Origin of the sequence: Streptomyces sp. NRRL F-5126, assembly GCF_000721265.1 — a bacterium.
Lineage (GTDB): Bacteria > Actinomycetota > Actinomycetes > Streptomycetales > Streptomycetaceae > Streptomyces.
This window is the reverse complement of record NZ_JOFZ01000148.1, coordinates 1-261: the sequence shown is the minus strand read 5'-3', so window position 1 is coordinate 261 and position 261 is coordinate 1. Positions and strand designations below refer to the sequence as shown.

Genomic DNA, 261 nt, shown 5'->3' with positions numbered 1-261 from the left:
GGGCAGTGTGGTCCATTCGATGTGGAAGAGGCTGTTTCGGATGGTCTTGGTGGTGTCGGTGAGTTGTTCGGTCGGCAGGGGGCGTGTGGTGAGGGTGTCGATGGTGGCGACGGGGGTGCCGAGGGTGTCGGCGAGGTGGATGCGGATGGTGTCGTTGCTGGTCGGGGTGAGTTTGACGCGGAGGTGGCGGGCGCCGGTGGAGTACAGGTCGACGCCGGTCCAGGAGAATGGCACGGACACGTCGCCGCTGGGGGTGTCCAG

At 66.3% G+C, this 261-nt stretch carries 1 protein-coding gene; it reads right to left on the bottom strand.

Translation table 11 applies throughout. The features are described 5' to 3' along the window. A partial coding sequence (locus IH48_RS34110; protein ID WP_037844316.1) for a hypothetical protein occupies positions 1 to 261 on the bottom strand: 261 nt, incomplete at both ends.